11 protein-coding genes are annotated in these 15,268 nt (G+C 72.3%); 5 read left to right on the top strand and 6 right to left on the bottom strand.

Going from position 1 to position 15,268, the window contains the following annotated elements; translation table 11 throughout:
- Nucleotides 1-92 precede the first annotated feature (92 nt).
- Nucleotides 93-476, top strand: coding sequence for a cold-shock protein (locus ACZ7LU_RS35235; protein ID WP_362999596.1), 384 nt, complete (start codon nt 93-95; stop codon nt 474-476).
- A 48-nt stretch (nt 477-524) separates the two neighbouring features.
- Here ACZ7LU_RS35235 and ACZ7LU_RS35230 read toward each other — a convergent pair whose 3' ends face one another.
- The 4 genes from ACZ7LU_RS35230 to ACZ7LU_RS35215 form a co-directional block, all read right to left on the bottom strand.
- Nucleotides 525-1,409 carry a 1,4-dihydroxy-6-naphthoate synthase gene (locus tag ACZ7LU_RS35230; protein ID WP_468715321.1) on the bottom strand — a complete coding sequence of 295 codons (885 nt, stop codon included), beginning with the start codon at nt 1,407-1,409 and terminating at the stop codon, nt 525-527.
- Nucleotides 1,402-2,133: a futalosine hydrolase gene (locus ACZ7LU_RS35225; protein ID WP_471919094.1), complete on the bottom strand. Its 732-nt coding sequence runs from the start codon at nt 2,131-2,133 to the stop codon at nt 1,402-1,404. Before ACZ7LU_RS35225 ends, ACZ7LU_RS35230 begins: the two co-directional genes overlap by 8 nt.
- Nucleotides 2,130-2,639, bottom strand: a complete 510-nt coding sequence (locus tag ACZ7LU_RS35220; protein ID WP_362999597.1) for a DUF2771 domain-containing protein — start codon at nt 2,637-2,639, stop codon at nt 2,130-2,132. The genes ACZ7LU_RS35225 and ACZ7LU_RS35220 overlap by 4 nt, the downstream gene beginning before the upstream one ends.
- Nucleotides 2,640-2,740: 101 nt before the next feature.
- Nucleotides 2,741-4,135 carry an MFS transporter gene (locus ACZ7LU_RS35215; protein WP_398303741.1) on the bottom strand — a complete coding sequence of 465 codons (1,395 nt, stop codon included), beginning with the start codon at nt 4,133-4,135 and terminating at the stop codon, nt 2,741-2,743.
- Nucleotides 4,136-5,034: 899 nt separating this feature from the next.
- Here ACZ7LU_RS35215 and ACZ7LU_RS35210 point away from each other — a divergent pair.
- From ACZ7LU_RS35210 to ACZ7LU_RS35200, 3 genes are all read left to right on the top strand, one after another.
- Complete coding sequence (locus ACZ7LU_RS35210) at nt 5,035-5,973, top strand: DUF3027 domain-containing protein (RefSeq protein ID WP_398303004.1); 939 nt, start codon at nt 5,035-5,037, stop codon at nt 5,971-5,973.
- A 596-nt stretch (nt 5,974-6,569) separates the two neighbouring features.
- Nucleotides 6,570-9,746, top strand: coding sequence for a sacsin N-terminal ATP-binding-like domain-containing protein (locus tag ACZ7LU_RS35205; RefSeq protein ID WP_471919064.1), 3,177 nt, complete (start codon nt 6,570-6,572; stop codon nt 9,744-9,746).
- A 207-nt stretch (nt 9,747-9,953) separates the two neighbouring features.
- Nucleotides 9,954-10,793, top strand: a complete 840-nt coding sequence (locus tag ACZ7LU_RS35200; protein WP_471919063.1) for a DUF5707 domain-containing protein — start codon at nt 9,954-9,956, stop codon at nt 10,791-10,793.
- 26 nt (nt 10,794-10,819) lie between these two features.
- On the opposite strand, the gene ACZ7LU_RS35195 is transcribed toward ACZ7LU_RS35200, so the two are convergent.
- Complete coding sequence (locus ACZ7LU_RS35195; RefSeq protein WP_471117474.1) at nt 10,820-13,222, bottom strand: cation-translocating P-type ATPase; 2,403 nt, start codon at nt 13,220-13,222, stop codon at nt 10,820-10,822.
- 118 nt (nt 13,223-13,340) lie between these two features.
- On the bottom strand, nt 13,341-13,598 hold the full coding sequence (locus ACZ7LU_RS35190; protein ID WP_398303012.1) for a DUF2530 domain-containing protein: 258 nt from the start codon (nt 13,596-13,598) through the stop codon (nt 13,341-13,343).
- A gap of 211 nt (nt 13,599-13,809) precedes the next feature.
- Between ACZ7LU_RS35190 and ACZ7LU_RS35185 the strand changes: the two genes are divergently transcribed.
- The gene (locus ACZ7LU_RS35185; RefSeq protein ID WP_398303014.1) at nt 13,810-15,258 is read left to right on the top strand and encodes an NCS2 family permease; all 1,449 of its coding nucleotides are present in this window, start codon (nt 13,810-13,812) and stop codon (nt 15,256-15,258) included.
- Nucleotides 15,259-15,268 lie beyond the last annotated feature (10 nt).

The following is a 15,268-nucleotide window of genomic DNA, read 5'->3' as shown; positions in this document are numbered from 1 at the left end:
GTAGTGCTATCCAGAGCCGTTTTCGCCCCGCCGTTCCGGACGGGCGGACCCGGCATAAACGAGTACGACGAGTACGAGGACGAGGACTTCACGTGCCTACCGGCAAGGTCAAGTGGTTCAACAGCGAGAAGGGCTTCGGCTTTCTCTCCCGCGACGACGGCGGCGACGTCTTCGTGCATTCCTCAGTACTGCCCGCCGGCGTCGACACACTCAAGCCCGGCCAGCGCGTGGAATTCGGCGTGGTCGCGGGACAACGCGGTGACCAGGCTCTTTCCGTCGTGATCCTCGACCCGACCCCGTCGGTGGCGGCCGCGCAGCGCCGCAAGCCGGACGAACTGGCGTCGATCGTCCAGGACCTGACGACCCTCCTGGAGAACATCACCCCCATGCTGGAGAAGGGCCGCTACCCCGACAAGGCGTCCGGCGCGAAGATCGCGGGCCTGCTGCGGGCGGTCGCGGACCAGCTGGACGTGTAGCGCCGCCCGGCCGCCCGGATCCCGCCGGGCGCGCCCGCTCGAGAACCGCTAGGGGAACGACAGAGCGTCCGGGCCGAGGGGCGGCACGAGTCCCTCGGCCGCGGCGCGCGTCAGCAGCCCGCGGACCGCCGCGTAGCCGTCCTCGCCGAGGTCGGCGGTGAACTCGTTGACGTACAGGCCGATGTGCTGGTCCGCCACCGCCGGGTCCATCTCCTGCGCGTGCTCCAAGACGTACGGACGGGAGGCCTCCGGGTCGTCCCAGGCCATGCGGACCGAGGCGCGGGCCGACTCGGCGATGTGCCGCAGGGCCGCCGTGCCGAGGCTCCGCCTCGCGATGATCGCGCCCAGCGGGATCGGCAGGCCCGTCGTGGCCTCCCAGTGCTCGCCCATGTCGGCGAGGCGGTGCAGGCCGTAGTTCCGGTACGTGAAGCGGGCCTCGTGGATGACCAGGCCCGCGTCGACCTTGCCGTCGCGCACCGCCGGCATGATCTGGTCGAAGGGCAGCACGACGATCTCGCCGACACCGCCGTCGCGGAGGGTGTCCGCCGCCCAGAGCCGGAACAGCAGGTACGCCGTCGACTTCTCGCTCGGCACGGCGACCGTCTTCCCCGTCAGGTCGACGCCCGGCTCCCGGGTCAGGACCAGCGGCCCGCAGCCGCGGCCGAGAGCGCCGCCGCAGGGCAGCAGCGCGTACTCGTCCAGGACGTACGGGAGGACGGCGTACGACACCTTCAGGACGTCCAGGTCGGACTCCGCGGGGCCCCTCTCCGCGATGCCGTTCGTGATGTCGATGTCCGCGAACGTCACGTCCAGGGCGGGCGCGTCCGGCACCCGGCCGTGCGCCCACGCGTCGAAGACGAACGTGTCGTTGGGGCAGGGGGAGTACGCGATGCGCAGGGGCCGTTCGAGGCCCGGGCCGTCGGACTCAGTCATGTGTGCTGCTGTGTGTGCTGCCATGTGGGTTCCAACTCCTCAGTACCGGCGCGGCCTTCCCGAACGCGTCGCTCAGCGCGGCCAGCGCGTCGCCGATCCGCCAGGCGGCGCGGTCGCGCGGGCCGACGGGGTTCGAGACCGCGCGGATCTCCAGGACGGGCAGGCCGTGCAGGGCGGCCGCCTCGGCGACACCGAAACCCTCCATCGCCTCGGCCAGGGCGCGCGGATGGCGCAGCCGCAGCTCGGCGGCGCGCTCGGCGGAGCCGGTCACGGTGGAGACGGTGAGGACGGTGCCGGTCGCGGCACCGCAGGCCTCCGCCACCTCCCGTACGAGGGAGGGCGGGGGCCGGTGTGTGACGGCGCCGAAGCCCAGTTCGGTGACCGGCGCGAAGCCGTCGGGGGTCTCGGCGCCCAGGTCGGCGACGGTGATCTCGTCGGCGACGACGAGCGAGCCGACGGGCGCGTGGGGCGGGAAGCCGCCGCCGATGCCCGCCGAGACGACGAGGGCGTAGGGCAGGTCCGCGGCGGCGGCGCGGGCGAGCGCGGTCGCCGTGCCCGCCGCGGCGGCGGCCGGGCCCACGCCGACGGCGAGGACGTCGATGGGGGTCGTCGCGTCCGGGCTCCCGGTCAGCGCTCGGGCCACCGCGTCCCGTTCGGCGGAGACGGCGGTGGCGACGAGGACGCGGCCCGCGAGGGGCGCGGTGTGCGGGGCGGACGTGGTCAGGAGTCCTTCTCGAACTTGAACGACCACAGACCCGTGGCCTTGGACTCCGAGCCCTTGCCGCCCTCAAGGAGGCTCACGGTCGACTTGCTGCCGCCACCGCCGTACTGCTGGTTGAAGAAGACGCTGCCCGGGATGACGACGTACGTCTTCTTGCTGGCCTCGGTCAGCGGCTGACCGTTCATCAGCAGCGTCCAGCCCTTCTCGGCCATCTCCGGGTCGACACCGAAGCGGACCTTCTCGTCCGGGTCGATCTTCACCGTCTTGACGTCCTTGTCCTGCAGGCAGGACTTCAGCTGGGACTCCTTCAGCTCCTTGCCGTCGTTGTAGCAGGAAGCTTCCGTGTGCACCGAGTCGCTGCCGACCGTCACGGTGGCCAGCGGCGTCGGCTTGTCACAGGCCGAAAGAACGAGGAATCCGGCGGAGACGGCGCCAAGGGCGGCCACGGTGCGGCGGCGGCGCACCGCGCTGTTCACATTCGCGGCTCCGCCGCGGAGCAGGGAGGTCATGGGCGAAGGCTATCGGGCGCGTCGGGGGGTGCTGTTACGCGGGGGGCACGGCGTGCCGTCCACTCGCGTCCGCGGGCCCGTGGAGCGCGTCCCCCGGGGGCTCACACCACCCGGGCGCGGCGGGGGGCGCCGTGCCGGGACGAGAGCAGGAGGCCGCGTACGGTCGAGAGCCAACCCACCGCGACTATGCCGGCCGCCACCGAGAGACCGAGCGTCCCGATCAGCGGCAGGGCGATGCCCACGGCGCCCCCGACCACCCAGGCCACCTGGAGCAGCGTCTCGGAACGGGCGAACGCGGAGGTGCGGACCTGCTCCGGGACGTCCCGCTGGATCAGCGCGTCCAGGGACAGCTTGGACAGCGCCTGCGCGAAGCCCGCGCACGCGCCGAGACAGGCGACGGCCACCGCTCCGAAGAACAGCGCGGACGTCACCGCCACGCCCAGCACCACCGCGACGACCGTCACGATGATGAGCTCCGGGGCCCGTGACTTCAGCCAGGCCCCGACCGCCGTGCCCAGCGCGTTGCCCGCGCCCGCCGAGACGCCCACGATGCCGAGCGACACCGCCGCGCTCTGCCCCGCGAGCGGATGCTCCCGCAGCAGGAACGCCAGGAAGAAGATGAGGAAGCCGGACAGACAGCGCAGCGACGCGTTCGCCGCCAGGGCGTGGGTCACGGCGGGGCCGACCGTACGCAGCCCGAGGCGCCGCTTGCGGAAGGTGTCCGCATCGGCCTCGGCGCGGGCGTGCAGGTGCAGGTGCTCCTCATCGGCGGCGAGGAGGGCCTTGCTCTCGCCCTTCGACGAGTCGACCTTGTGCGGCAGCGAGAACGACAGGAACATCCCGGAGACGAAGATCACGAAGGCGCCGTACAGCGGCCAGCGCGGGCCGAGCGCCTGGAGCCCCGCACCGGCGGGCGCCGCGACCGCGGTGGCGAGCAGACCGCCGAGAGTGACCCGGGAATTGGCTTTGACCAGGGAGAACCCCGGTGGCAGGAGGCGTGGCACGACAGCGCTTCTGACCACCCCGTACGCCTTGGAGGCGACCAGCACGCCGAGCGCGGCGGGATAGAGCTCCACGCTGCCGGTCACCACCGCGCCCGAAAGGACCAGCGCGAGCAGCGCGCGGGCCAGCATGGCGCCGGCCATCGCGGCGCGGCGGCCGTGCGGGAGCCGGTCGAGGAGCGGGCCGATGACGGGCGCGAGGAGCGTGAACGGTGCCATCGTGATGGCGAGGTAGAGCGCGACGCGGCCGCGGGCCTCGTCCGTCGGCACGGAGAAGAAGACGGTGGAGGCGAGGGCGACGGTGATCATGACGTCACCCGCGCCGTTCACGGCGTGCAGCTCGATGAGCTTCCCGAGGCCCGACTCGCCCGCTCCGTGGGCGTGGGTGGCCTTGCGGATGCCTCGGGCGGTGCCGGTGAAGGGGAGGTGGAGGGCGCGGGCCAGCGCACGGGCGGTTCGTCTCGCCGGGCCCGGCGAGACGGTTCCTTCGGACATCGACCTGGTGGGGGCCACCCCGTCATAGTGCCCCCTTGGGGGCACTACTAGTGCGAATACTGGCTGTGAGCCGTGGCGTCCTCCGTCACCGGCGGCACACCGCCCCTCCCCGCCGGCGGCCTGGGCCCCGCTGCACCCGGCGAGCCGGGACGCTGCCCCGCCGCTGCGCGGCGGGTTCTCCCACCCACCCACCCGTTCACCCCGCACCGCAAGGTGGGCGTGCTTGCGCCGCTCCGCGGCGGTTTTCCCACCCGCCCACCCGTTTGCCCCGCACCGCATGGTGGGCGCGGTACGCCGCTGCGCGGCGGGGTCGACCGGCGCGCCGTAGTCCCCGAGCCGAGCGCTTCTCCGCCGCTGCGCGGCGGTCTCCCCACCCGCCCACCCGTTTGCCCCGCACCGCATGGTGGGCGTGTTTGTGCCGCTGCGCGGCGGGAGGTGGTCCGGCTTTCCGCAGTCCGTGAGGCGGACGCTGCCTCGCCGCTGCGGGGCGGTTTTCCCGCCCGCCCACCCGTTTGCCCCGCGCCGCGGCGTGGGCGTGTTGCCCCGCTGGAGGGCGGGTGGGTGGGGGAAACGCCGTGGAGCGGCGACGCGGGGGGTGGGGGTGCAGGGGGATGTGGGGGTGGGCGTGAGGGGGGTGTGGGGGAGGGGGCCGGGGGTGGGTCGGGGCGCGGGGGCGTACGTCGGTGTAGGCCCAGGGGCCAGGAGAAGGTAGCGTGCGTAGCGCGCCTGCGGCGGTTGTTCTTGGCCGCGCGCCTCTCGGTCATCCCGCAGAATGGGTGACGTAGGTGCGCCCGAGAACGTCGGGCGCGGACGTTGACGCGGCCCTCTGGTCCGCTCCGTCCGTACCCCCGCGTAAGGGTGGCGCACTCGTGAGACGGCGTAGGAGAGAAGCGATACTTGTGAGCGCAGCGACAACGCGAAGCCGTACCCCGCGCACCCCGCGTACCCCCGACCGCCTGTGCGCCGAGGCGGTCGGCCTGGCGCGCGCCGCGGCCGAGGAGGCCGCCGCGCCCGGTGTGGTCGGTGAGCATGTCGAGGTCGTGGTCGAGGGTGACCGCGTCGTCACGCACCTCTTCGAGTGCAAGGAATTCGGCTACCGCGGCTGGCGGTGGGCCGTTACGGTGGCCCGCGCCTCGCGGGCGAAGATCGTCACCCTGGACGAGACGGTGCTGCTGCCGGGCCCCGACGCGCTCCTCGCCCCCGAGTGGGTGCCGTGGAGCGAGCGGCTGCGCCCGGGCGACATGGGGCCGGGTGACCTGCTGCCGACGGACGCGGAGGATCTGCGTCTGGAGCCCGGTTACTCGGGCGAGGAGGAGCCGCCGCCGAACTCCGCGGTGTCGGAGGAGATGGCCGAGCTCGTCGAGGCGGAGGACGCCGACGTGACGCCGGTGTCGCCGGCGGAGCTGCCGGTCGCGCCGGCCCGCGGTTCCATCGCGGCGGTCGCCGACGAGCTGGGCATGCGGCGGGCGCGGGTGCTGTCCCGTTACGGGCTGCATGTCGCCGCGGACCGCTGGGACGAGGCGTACGGGGCGAAGACGCCGATGGCGCAGGCGGCGCCCGCGGCGTGCGTGAGCTGTGGGTTCCTGGTGCGGATCGGTGGCTCGCTCGGGCAGGCGTTCGGTATCTGCGGCAATGAGTTCGGGCCGGCGGACGGGCACGTGGTGTCGCTGTCGTACGGGTGCGGTGGGCACTCGGAGGCCGCGGTCATGCCGAAGCCGCCGCGGCCGGCGCCGCCGGTTCTGGACGAGACGCGGGTGGACGTACTGCCGCTGCGGCCTGCGGCGGATTCCGGGTCGGTGAGTGGGGAGGGGCCGGGGGAGGATCTCGGCCACTCATAGTTCCGGCGGCGGTGGCCCGGGGCTGAGGCGCCCCCACTCCCCCTGCACCCTCCCTCCCCGCGTCGCCGCTCCGCGGCGTTCTCCCCACCCACCCACCCTTCCATCCCACCCCGGGGCGGGCGGGCACCGACCGGGCCCCACCGCGCAGCGGCGCAACACGCCCACGCTGCGACGCCGGGCAAACGGGCGGGCGGGTAGGAGCCCCGCCGCGCAGCGGTGAAGAAACGCCCACCTCACGGAACGGACTGCGGAAAGCCGTCCCACCTCCTGCCGCGCAGCGGCGCATTGCGCCCACCGTGCGGTGCGGGGTGAACGGGTGGGTGGGTGGGGAGACCGCCGCGGAGCGGCGCAAGTACGCCCGCCTTGCGGTGCCGGGCAAACGGGTGGGTGGGTGGGAGAGTCGCCGCGCAGCGGCGTAGCGCGTTCCGGCTGCCGGGGGGGCGGAGCCGTGGGAAGGCGGCCCCCCATGGGGTGCCCCGCCCGTCCTGCCCCGACGCCCCCGGCGAGACGCGATACCGTTCGCCCGCAGGCCAAGCACCATCACCAGGAACCGAAACGCGCGCGCCAAGAGCCACCACAAGAGGAGACAGTCGACCGTGAGCAAGACCGTGCGGCCGGCGGCCGAGGGTACTGATCCCTTTGGCACCGCCCGCCTCCGCCGCGGAGTCCTCGACGCGTGGGCGGCGGCGCCGGCCCGTTTCCGTGAGGACGCCAACGCCGAGGAGGACCTCGCCCTCGGCGGCTACCGCGACCGTCTCATCGTGGAGCTCGCCCAGAACGCCTCGGACGCCGCCGCCCGCGTGGGCGTGCCGGGCCGGCTGGCGCTGACGCTGCGCGGCGGGGTCCTCGCCGCGGCGAACACCGGCGCGCCGCTCGACGCCGCCGGCGTCGAGTCGCTCTCCACCCTCCGCGCTTCCGCGAAGCGGGAGGAGAGCCCGGCGCAGCTACAGCAACAGCAACAGCAGGAGCACGGGCAGGAGCACGGGCAAGGGCAAGCGCACAGCGTCGGGCGTTACGGCGTCGGCTTCGCCGCCGTCCTCGCCGTCAGCGACGAGCCCGCCCTCGTCGGGCGCACCGGCGGTGTCCGCTGGTCGCTCTCCGAGGCGCGGGAACTCGCCGCGGAGACGGCCAGGTTCAGCCCGGGGCTCGGGGACGAGGTACGGCGGCGGGACGGCCACGTCCCGCTGCTCCGGCTCCCGTTCGCCGCCGAGGGCACCGCCCCCGCCGGCTACGACACGGTCGTCATCCTGCCGCTGCGCGACGCCGCCGCGGAGGACCTCGTGGCGCGGCTGCTCGACGGCGTCGACGACGCGCTGCTCCTCGCCCTGCCGGGCCTGGCGGAGGTCACCGTCGAGACGCCGGACGGGGCGACCCGCACCCTGCGCCGCCGGACCGAGGCCCCGTACACGATCGTCGAGGACAGCCGGGAGGGCACCACCCGCTGGCGCACCGTCAGCCGGCAGGGTCCGCTCGACGCCGTCCTCCTGAAGGACCGGCCCGTCGAGGAGCGGCTGCGCCCGTACTGGTCCGTGACGTGGGCCGTGCCCGCGGGCGGCGACGGCGCTCCGGAGCGGCCCCGCACCAGCCCCGTCGTGCACGCGCCGACGCCGAGCGACGAGCCGTTGGGCGTACCGGCGCTGCTCCTCGCGTCGTTCCCGCTGGACACCGCACGACGGCACACGGCGCCGGGGCCGTTGACCGACTTCCTGGTGGAGCGGGCCGCGGAGGCGTACGTGGAGCTGCTCGCCGACTGGCGGCCGGTCACGGAGGAGATCATCTCCCTGGTGCCGGGGCCGCTCGGCAGGAGCGAGCTGGACGGCGCGCTGCGGCAGGCCATCCTGGACCGGCTGCCCCGCACCGCCTTCCTGCCGCCGGCCCTGCCCCGCGCCGAGGGCGAGGAGGACGAGCTGCCGGAGGTGCTGCGGCCGCGGGACGCGGAGGTCGTGGAGGGCGCAGGGGCGGACACCGTCCGGGTGCTCGCCGAGGTGCTGCCCAGCCTGCTGCCCGCGGGGCTCGAGCGCCGTGCCGAGCTGCGCACGCTCGGTGTCGCGCGGATTCCGCTGACCGAGGCGATCGACCGTCTCGCGGGTCTCGAGCGGGAGCCGGGCTGGTGGCGGCGGCTGTACGACACCCTGGCGGGGGTCGACCCGGACCGGCTGTCCGGGCTGCCGGTGCCATTGGCCGACAGCCGTACCACCATCGGACCCCGGCAGGTTCTGCTTCCCGCGTCCGGGGACGAGCGCGACCCGGCGTCCTTGGCCCGTCTCGGTCTGAAGGTCGCCCACCCGGACGCCGTCCACCCGCTCCTGGAGAAGCTCGGCGCGCTGCCCGCGACGCCCCGCGCCGTCCTCACGACGCCGCAGGTCCGGGCGGCCGTGGCCGCGTCCCTCGACGACGACACGTGGGACGAGGACGCGCTGGACGCCGAGGAGCTTGCGGACGTCGTGCTCGCGCTCGTGCGGGACGCGAACCTCGCCCCGGGCGACGAGCCGTGGCTGGCCGCCCTCGCGCTGCCCGACGAGGACGGCGAGCTCTCCCCGGCGGGCGAGCTCGTCCTGCCGGGCAGTCCTTTCGCGCAGGTCATGCGGGAGGGTGAATTGGCCCTTGTCGACGAGGAGTTGGCCGAGCGGTGGGGGGAGCAGCCGCTCGCCGCCTGCGGTGTGCTCGCCACGTTCGCTCTCGTACGCGCCACCGATGTCGTCCTCGACCCCGACGAACTGGAGCCCCGCGAGGGCGACTTCGCCGAGCCGGACGACGCGGGTCTGCTCGACGCCGTGGACGTGTGGTGCGAGGACGTCCTCGACCGGCTGCCGGAGACTCCGGTGCCGCCGGTGGCCACGGAGATCGTCGCCGTACGGGATCTCGACCTGGTCGACGACGACTGCTGGCCGCAGGCGCTGGCGATGCTGTCGCGCCCGCCGCTGCGGGACGCGCTGACGCAGCCGCTGCGGGTGCTGCTGCCGGACGGGACGACGGAGACGGTCCGTTCGTACGCGGCGTGGTGGCTGCGCGGCCACCCGGTCCTCGACGGCCGCCGGCCCGCCGGACTGCGCGCGGCGGGCGGCGATCCGCTGCTCGCCGGGCTCTACGACGCGGCGGACGCGTCCGGGTTCGGCGACGAGCAGGTGCTGCGGGCGCTGGGCGTACGGACGTCCGTGGCCGCACTCCTGGCGGAGCCGGGCGGCGCGGCCGAACTGCTCGACCGTCTCGCGGACCCGGACAGGACCGTCACGGCCGCCCAGCTGCACGCCCTGTACGGGGCGCTGGCCGATCTCGACCCGGAGCAGGTGACGCTCCCGGACGAGCTGCGCGCGGTGGTGGACGGCGAGGTCGTGGTGGTCGACGCGGCGGACGCGGTGGTCGCCGACGCGCCCGATCTGCTGCCGCTGGCCGGCGGTGTGGCGCTGCTGCCCGTGCGGCCCGGCAGGGCGGGGGACCTGGCGGAGCTGTTCCAGGTGCGGCGGCTGAGCGAGACGGCGGCCGTGGAGCCGTCGGGGGAGGGTGTCGAGCACGCGGTGCCGGAGTCGGTGCGGACCCTGCTCGGGGCGGCGACTCCGGAGACGTACGTCGAGTACGACGAACTGGTCGCGGGCGGCGTGGAGCTGGACTGGCGCCGCACCCCGGACGGTGTCGTGCACGCGGCGACCGTGGAGGGTGTCGCGGCGGGTCTCGCCTGGGCGGCGGGCCAGTGGCCGCGCCGTTTCGAGGTGGCGGCGCTGCTCGAAGATCCCTCACGGACGGCGGAGTTGGCACGGGACCGCTGGTTCGACTGACGCGGCGCAGCTCGGAATGGACTGTTCCGCCCTGACCTCAGGGGCGGAACAGGGCATTCCGTAACGCGGTCACATTTCCTTCACCCGTCGTACAACCGTTCGCCTCGGTGGCGTGTCTGATCTTGCGAGTCAACAGACTCCTAGATCACTTGGGCCTCGCGTGACGGCAATGCACCGCGAGGCCCCCTTCTCCAACTGGGGAAACACATGCGCATCCGTGCCACCGTGGCCGCACTGTCCGGCACCCTGGCCCTTTCCGCACTCGCCGTCCCGGCTGCCCAGGCCGACGACGCCCCGAAGGCTCCGAACCTCTCCTCCTTCGTCGCCAAGGCTCCGGCCGACGTGGCCGTGGGCGACACCAAGATCACGAAGATCACCGTCAACGGCGGCAAGGACATCGTGGTCGGCACCTCCGCCAAGAAGACGGTCAAGATCGCCGTCACCGCGACGGACCCGTCCGGCATCGAGGACGCCGTGGCGTTCCTGTGGCACGGCACGTCCTTCGACGAGGACAACATCGACGGCTCGATGGTCCCCGAGACCGAGAACGGCGACTGCACGGCTGTGGACGCGACCACCTCGACCTGCACCGTCACGGTCGTCGCCGACCCGAACGTGAACATCTACAGCAACATCCTGGCCGGCAAGTGGAAGGTCTGGACGATCGCGCAGGGCAAGGACGGCGACCACGTCCAGCAGGACTCGTACCCGACCAGCGTCTCGGTGAAGCGCGCCGCCAAGCTCACCACCAACGCCTCCCCCGAGCCCATCAAGAAGGGCAAGACCCTCACGGTCACCGGCGCCCTGACGCGCGCCAACTGGGACACCTCGAAGTACGCCGGCTACACCAAGCAGGACGTGAAGCTGCAGTACAAGAAGAAGGGTGCCACCAGCTACACCACCCTCAAGACGGTCAAGTCCGACACCAAGGGCAACCTGAAGACCACGGTGACGGCCTCCGCCGACGGCTACTACCGCTACGTCTTCGCGGGCACGTCCACGACCCCGTCGGTGACCTCGACCAGCGACTTCGTCGACGTCCAGTAGCAGCCGCCGGTAGCAGCCGTCCGCCGTCAGGCGGGGAAGCGGCGGTCCACCACGCGGTACACGACCTCGATGGCGAGTGAGGCCACCGCCGCGATCGCGACCGCCGCCCACGGCATCGTCGTGCCCACCAGCTTCAGCTGGAAGAAGTCCTGGAGCCAGGGCACGGTGAGCACGAGCAGGAAGCCGAGACCCATCGCGCCGATGAGGCCGATCCGCCACCACGTGTAGGGGCGGGCGATGATGGCGAGCACCCACATGGCGATCAGGAACAGCGCCAGGGTCGCCGCGCTGGTCTCGGCTTCCCGCGCGCCCGCGCCGTCGTAGTGGTGCCGGGCCAGGATGTACGTCAGGAAGGTCGCGACGCCCGCGATGACGCCGCCCGGGATCGCGTACCGCATCACCCTGCGGACGAAGTGCGGCTTCGCGCGCTCCTTGTTGGGGGCGAGCGCGAGGAAGAAGGCGGGGACGCCGATCGTCAGGGTGGAGAGCAGCGTCAGGTGGCGCGGCAGGAAGAGGTACTCGACCTGCGAGCAGACCACGAGCAGCGCGATGATCACTGAGTAGACGGTCTTGACCAGGAACAGCGTGGCGACGCGGGTGATGTTGCCGATGACGCGGCGGCCCTCGGCGACGACGGACGGCAGCGTCGCGAAGCTGTTGTTGAGCAGGACGATCTGGGCGACCGCGCGCGTGGCCTCCGAGCCTGAGCCCATCGAGACACCGATGTCGGCGTCCTTCAGGGCCAGGACGTCGTTGACGCCGTCGCCCGTCATCGCGACCGTGTGGCCGCGTGCCTGGAGCGCGCCCACCATGTCGCGCTTCTGCTGCGGGGTGACGCGGCCGAAGACGGAGTTGTCGTCGAGGGCCTCGCCCATCTCGTCCCGCTCGGCGGGCAGCTTGCGCGCGTCCACGGTGTTCTCCGCGCCGGGCAGGCCGAGCTTGCCGGCGACCGCGCTCACCGAGACGGCGTTGTCACCGGAGATGACCTTGGCGGCGACGTCCTGCTCCTCGAAGTAGCGCAGGGTGTCGGCGGCGTCGGGGCGCAGCCGTTGTTCGAGGACGACCAGCGCGGTGGCCCGGGCCCCCGAGGCGACGTCCGGGTCGTCGAGGGCGCCGCTCGCGCGGGCGAGCAGCAGGACGCGCAGGCCCTGCTGGTTGAGCTCCTCGACCTCGGTGAGGGACGCGTCGCCGTCGGGCAGCAGGACGTCGGGCGCGCCGAGCAGCCAGGTCGAGTCGGTGCCGTCGCCCTCGCTGAAGGAGGCGCCGCTGTACTTGCGGGCCGAGGAGAAGGGGAGGGACTCGGTGCAGCGCCACTCCTCGCTGTCGGGGTAGGCGTCGATGACGGCCTGGAGCGAGGCGTTGGGCCGCGGGTCGGACTCGCCGAGGGCGCCGAGGACCTTGCGGACGTAACCCTCGTCGCTGCCGTTCAGCATGCGCAGCTCGGTGACGTCCATGCCGCCCTCGGTGAGGGTGCCGGTCTTGTCGAGGCAGACGGTGTCGACGCGGGCCAGGCCCTCGATCGCGGGGAGCTCCTGCACGAGGCACTGCTTGCGGCCGAGGCGGATCACGCCGATCGCGAAGGCCACCGAGGTGAGGAGGACGAGCCCCTCGGGGATCATGGGGACGATCCCGCCGACGGTGTACGCGATGGACTCCTTGAAGTTGTCGTCCTTGACGACGAGCTGGGAGATCACCAGGCCGATGGAGGTGGGGACCATCAGCCACGTCACGTACTTGAGGATCGTGGAGATGCCGGAGCGCAGCTCGGAGTGGACGAGCGTGAAGCGGCTGGCCTCCTCGGCGAGCTGTGCGGCGTACGCCTCGCGGCCGACCTTGGTGGCGGTGAAGGCGCCGCCGCCCGCGACCACGAACGAGCCGGACATCATCTTGTCGCCGGGCTTCTTGACGACCGGGTCGGCCTCACCGGTCAGGAGCGACTCGTCGACCTCCAGGCTGTCGGTCTCGACGGCCTCGCCGTCCACCGGGATCTTGTCGCCGGGGCCGAGCTCCACCACGTCGCCGAGGACGATCTCGGAGGTGGAGATCTCCGCCGCCCTGCCGTCGCGCCGGACGGTGGGTTTCGCCTCGCCGATGACGGCGAGCGAGTCCAGGGTCTTCTTGGCGCGCCACTCCTGGATGATGCCGATGCCGGTGTTGGCGACGATGACGAAGCCGAAGAGGCTGTCCTGGATCGGCGCCACGAAGAGCATGATCACCCAGAGGACGCCGATGATGGCGTTGAAGCGGGTGAAGACGTTGGCCCGGATGATCTCGCCCAGGGAGCGGGAGCTGCGGACCGGTACGTCGTTGACCTCGCCGCGGGCGACCCGCTCGGCGACCTCCGCGGTGGTCAGGCCGGTGGCCCGCCCTTTGGGCGGCGGCACCGGGTGGACCGGATCGAGCTCGGCGCCCGCGTCGATATGCGTCATGCATTCGACGGTAAGGGTGGTCCTGGGGCTTCACCCCTTGAATGCCCCAAAGATCCGACCAGGGTAGGAGTCGTACCGTCCCGTGGTTGTACGGGACCGCTGGGGCCGGGTGACCTTCCTACTGGGGCTGGGTGGCCTTCGCCCTCTTGATCGCGGCGTCGCGTCCCCGTACGTACCAGATGCCGATGAGGCCGAGGCCCGCGCCGGCCAGGCAGGTCCACACCCACCAGGTGGCGTCGCGGTCGTCGAACCAGCCGTAGAACGGGAGCTGGACCAGGAAGAGGACGAACCAGAGGATCGTGCCGCCCGTGATGGTGGCGACCACGGGGCCCTCAAGGGGCTCCGGCGCCTCGTGCTGTGGGGTCCACTTCGCCATGAGTACACCTTACGAGGCGGGGTGGGCGTCCCGTACACCCGTTGCCCGGCAAGGGTCTACGCGCGGAGATAGCGATTTCGCTCTCATGTATTCATACTGAAACGGCTCGTTAATGGCCGATTGCTTTCGTACGAAGAAACAACTCGCCCCATGGTCGGTCCGTAGCCGCCGCTTAACGATCTTTCCTTTCTCTGAGTTCATGAGGTCACGCATGTCTCCCTCGGCCAGCGCCCCGGTCGACGCCAAAACGCCGCAGCCGCAGTCCCCGCAGGGCGGCATCGACAAGTTCTTCAAGATCACGGAGCGGGGCTCGACCCTGGCCAGGGAGGTCCGCGGCGGCTTCGCCACCTTCTTCGCGATGGCCTACATCGTCGTGCTGAACCCGATCATCCTGGGCAGCGCGAAGGACATGTACGGGCACCAGCTCGACAACAAGCAGCTGGTCACCGCGACCGTGCTCACCGCCGCCTTCACCACGCTCCTCATGGGCGTCATCGGCAACGTCCCGATCGCGCTCGCCGCGGGCCTCGGCGTGAACACCGTCGTCGCCCTCCAGCTCGCGCCCCGCATGTCGTGGCCCGACGCGATGGGCATGGTCGTCCTCGCCGGCTTCGTGGTGATGCTGCTCGTCGCGACCGGCCTGCGGGAGCGCGTGATGAGCGCCGTCCCGCTCGGCCTGCGCAAGGGCATCGCGATCGGCATCGGCCTCTTCATCATGCTGATCGGCCTCGTCGACTCCGGCTTCGTCTCGCGCATGCCGGACGCCGCGCACACCACCGTCCCGCTGCAGCTCGGCGGCGACGGACACCTCAACGGCTGGCCCGTCCTCGTCTTCGTGCTCGGCGTGCTGCTCACGCTTGCCCTGCTGGTACGCAAGGTGCCGGGCGCCATCCTCATCAGCATCGTCGTCATGACGATCGTCGCCATGATCATCAACTCCCTGGCGTCCGTCCCCTCCTGGGGCCTGACCACCCCGGAGTGGCCCGGCAACCCCGTCTCGACGCCTGACTTCGGGCTCGTCGGCGAGATCAGCCTGTTCGGCGGGTTCGAGAAGGTCGGCATCCTGACCGGCGTCCTCTTCGTCTTCACCGTGCTGCTCTCGTGCTTCTTCGACGCGATGGGCACGATCATGGGCGTCGGCGACGAGGCGAAGCTGACCGACGCCAACGGCAACATGCCCGGCATCAACAAGGTCCTCTTCGTCGACGGCATCGCCGTCGCCGCGGGCGGCGCCTCGTCCTCCTCCGCCACCACCTGCTTCGTGGAGTCCACGGCGGGCGTCGGCGAGGGGGCGCGCACCGGCTTCGCGAACGTCGTCACCGGCGGGCTCTTCGCCGTCGCGCTGTTCCTCACGCCGCTCGCCACGATGGTCCCGTCCCAGGCGGCCACGCCCGCGCTGCTCGCGGTCGGCTTCCTGATCCTGTCCGGGTCCATCCGGCAGATCGACTGGGCGGACCACACGATCGCGATCCCGGCGTTCGTGACGATGCTGATGATGCCGTTCACGTACTCGATCACGAACGGCATCGGCATGGGCTTCATCACCTTCACCGTGCTGCGGCTCGCGTCCGGGCGCGGCCGCGAGGTGCCGGTCGCGATGTACGCGGTGTCGGCGGTGTTCGCCTTCTACTACCTGATGCCGGCGCTGGATCTGACGTAGCGGTGCGCGG

It is taken from the genome of Streptomyces sp. NPDC039462 (genome assembly GCF_055639375.1).
The sequence above is the reverse complement of the archived record's forward strand: the minus strand, read 5'-3'. Positions and strand labels throughout refer to the sequence as shown.

Excerpts from the sequence above, each read along its gene's own strand:
- ACZ7LU_RS35230 (WP_468715321.1), bottom strand. The coding sequence starts at position 1,409 with ATGACTGAGTCCGACGGCCCGGGCCTCGAACGGCCCCTGCGCATCGCG.
- ACZ7LU_RS35220 (WP_362999597.1), bottom strand. The coding sequence starts at position 2,639 with ATGACCTCCCTGCTCCGCGGCGGAGCCGCGAATGTGAACAGCGCGGTG.
- ACZ7LU_RS35215 (WP_398303741.1), bottom strand. The coding sequence starts at position 4,135 with ATGTCCGAAGGAACCGTCTCGCCGGGCCCGGCGAGACGAACCGCCCGT.
- ACZ7LU_RS35200 (WP_471919063.1), top strand. The coding sequence starts at position 9,954 with ATGCGCATCCGTGCCACCGTGGCCGCACTGTCCGGCACCCTGGCCCTT.
- ACZ7LU_RS35195 (WP_471117474.1), bottom strand. The coding sequence starts at position 13,222 with ATGACGCATATCGACGCGGGCGCCGAGCTCGATCCGGTCCACCCGGTG.
- ACZ7LU_RS35190 (WP_398303012.1), bottom strand. The coding sequence starts at position 13,598 with ATGGCGAAGTGGACCCCACAGCACGAGGCGCCGGAGCCCCTTGAGGGC.
- ACZ7LU_RS35185 (WP_398303014.1), top strand. The coding sequence starts at position 13,810 with ATGTCTCCCTCGGCCAGCGCCCCGGTCGACGCCAAAACGCCGCAGCCG.